The sequence below is a fragment of the Shewanella intestini genome, from assembly GCF_018221465.1.
GTDB classification, from domain to species: Bacteria; Pseudomonadota; Gammaproteobacteria; order Enterobacterales; family Shewanellaceae; genus Shewanella; species Shewanella intestini.
Genome location: NZ_JAAIKR010000034.1, coordinates 1 through 1,926, shown reverse-complemented (window position 1 = coordinate 1,926; position 1,926 = coordinate 1). Strand labels below are relative to the sequence as shown.

Here is a 1,926-nt window from a genome sequence, read left to right as displayed (position 1 = left end):
ACTCAATGTATTAACTGGAGGCCTAGGTTCGGTTGTAACTTTAGGAGGAAAACTTGTAGTATCAAAAGCGGCAGTGATAGCATCAAAAGCGGTGGTGGCAGCAGCTAAAGATACAAATGAAATAAAAGCTTTGGAAAATATTGCTGCTGATGTTACAAAGAAAGCAGACGACGTCATTAGAGAGACATTGACGGCTAACAAGAAAAACATCACTAGCCAGCACACTTTGACTGCAGATGAAGCTTTGGAAGCGGGACAACAATTTCTTGGCAAAAATTACACAGAAATAGGAAAACCTGGTAGCGGGGTGTTTAGAAGTGCTGATGGAACAAAGCAGTTTAGGATGGATAACGGTTCTTTATCTGGAAGTCACGCGCCAAATAAACCGCACGTACACCTTGAAATATATAAACCGGGTTCTAACAAGCCTACCGTCAATAATCATATACCTTTTGTGGACTGATAAATCTATGAATACGATCAAGCTAAATACTATAGGAAAAGTACTAGAAGGAGATGACGCGGGTTCATTCGTGAAGGTGCTGGATGATTCTGAGACTACTGGTGGCTACTTGGTGGTCATTTCAGAGAAAGAATCATTCGAGTATGGCTATGATGATTGGGTAGAAAACATGGAGTCTTTGAAAGGGTACTTTGATGAGTCTCAATGGGTAATTGAGTGGAAGGAAACTGCAACCTAAAAATTTTGGCTAAACGCCAAAATTAAATGTTACAAAGAGTACAACCAATTTAGCTAGTGCCCAAAGGTCGAAACATATCTTGACTGGTGACGCTACTGGTGGTGGTCATAAGTTTGGCTTTTCTCGACTCTTTAACGGTAAAACTAAATTCCCCGCATCTTGGTCAAGCGATAAGATCATGAATGCTGTTTCAGATATTGCGACTGACCCTAGTTTGAAATGGGTGCAGCAAACAGGTAAAGCTGGTAATTGGTTTACAAAAGCTGGTAAGCCAGCTCATTTTACTGTTGAAGGCACTCGAAATGGAGCAAATATCAAGGTTGTTTTAGAGCCTGCCGGAGAAGGTCTTATTACCGCTTTTCCAATTAAATAAAGGCAGGGTTTAAAGTGAAAAATATTGACGAACAAATTAGAAATTTGTTGGCTAGTGCTACTTGTGGGTTGTCTGACTTTGATGTGAAAAATGCATCTGAATTTATTGATCATAATGAGTTTGGTGTAGCGTTCGAGTTGATTTGTGATCAACTATATGAAAATGAATCACAAATTTCCTCTGAGTTGATAGCTGATATAAGTCGTATTGCGAAGCTAATGCAGCTTGAGGATAACTCTTGGAGTTTTTTAAAAGAAAATGTCGGATGATTTACTTAGCTTAGATTTTTATATTTCGCTGAAAAAAGATGGTGTTTCTGCACAAGAAGCTTTAAATGTCGCCATTGATCGCGGTTTAGGGGAGCTTCTATTAATACGGATGTTAAGAGGTGTTTATGAACTCTCCCTTGCTGATGCTACTAACTTGGTTCGGAAAGTCTAAGTGAGTAATCAATAATTAGCCCCGCAATCGCGGGGCTAATTATTTAAACCACAGCAAAAATCAATTTCTTATCATGCACTTCAATGGTGTACTGTGCTCCAATCTCAAATCCAGCTTGTTCAAGCCAAAACCCTCGTAAATTAATCCAAGGAATTCTACGCCAAGCGCCTGCACCTGGATTAGTTTTTAATGGAGGATAAACGGTAGACTGAACCGTGGCCTGTTTGGTCGTTGGTGAATTTATTGTTTTATAAGGAGTGCTTGGTTCCTGCACCAGCCATAGGCAGGTAGAATGATCGATAGTCATGATAACCTCGTTAACAGGTTATTGTGATTAGCTAAACAAATAATAGCCAGCCATTGATAATCAATAACATAACTAGCTTTCAACCCTATATCAACGATTGATGT

Annotated in this window: 6 protein-coding genes; 5 read left to right on the top strand and 1 reads right to left on the bottom strand. The window is 39.4% G+C overall.

Annotation, left to right across the window (positions count from 1 at the left end; translation table 11 throughout):
* The 5 genes from G3R48_RS16945 to G3R48_RS16925 all read left to right on the top strand — a co-directional run.
* On the top strand, nt 1–463 hold a 463-nt coding region (locus G3R48_RS16945; protein WP_212593415.1), incomplete at its 5' end, for a hypothetical protein.
* A gap of 7 nt (nt 464–470) precedes the next feature.
* Complete coding sequence (locus tag G3R48_RS16940; protein WP_153666366.1) at nt 471–701, top strand: hypothetical protein; 231 nt, start codon at nt 471–473, stop codon at nt 699–701.
* Nucleotides 702–780: 79 nt separating this feature from the next.
* Nucleotides 781–1,074 (top strand): EndoU domain-containing protein, encoded by a 294-nt coding sequence (locus G3R48_RS16935; protein WP_153666365.1) that lies wholly within the window; start codon nt 781–783, stop codon nt 1,072–1,074.
* A gap of 14 nt (nt 1,075–1,088) precedes the next feature.
* Entirely contained in the window at nt 1,089–1,343 is a 255-nt protein-coding gene (locus G3R48_RS16930; RefSeq protein ID WP_153666364.1) for a MafI family immunity protein, read from the top strand.
* Nucleotides 1,333–1,515, top strand: coding sequence for a hypothetical protein (locus tag G3R48_RS16925; RefSeq protein WP_153666363.1), 183 nt, complete (start codon nt 1,333–1,335; stop codon nt 1,513–1,515). The genes G3R48_RS16930 and G3R48_RS16925 overlap by 11 nt, the downstream gene beginning before the upstream one ends.
* 43 nt (nt 1,516–1,558) lie before the next feature.
* On the opposite strand, the gene G3R48_RS16920 is transcribed toward G3R48_RS16925, so the two are convergent.
* Nucleotides 1,559–1,822: a SymE family type I addiction module toxin gene (locus tag G3R48_RS16920; protein ID WP_153666362.1), complete on the bottom strand. Its 264-nt coding sequence runs from the start codon at nt 1,820–1,822 to the stop codon at nt 1,559–1,561.
* Between the last annotated feature and the right edge of the window lie 104 nt (nt 1,823–1,926).

Bases quoted from the DNA above. Each gene is read 5' to 3' on its own strand.
- G3R48_RS16940 (WP_153666366.1), top strand. From the start codon at position 471: ATGAATACGATCAAGCTAAATACTATAGGAAAAGTACTAGAAGGAGAT.
- G3R48_RS16925 (WP_153666363.1), top strand. From the start codon at position 1,333: ATGTCGGATGATTTACTTAGCTTAGATTTTTATATTTCGCTGAAAAAA.
- G3R48_RS16920 (WP_153666362.1), bottom strand. From the start codon at position 1,822: ATGACTATCGATCATTCTACCTGCCTATGGCTGGTGCAGGAACCAAGC.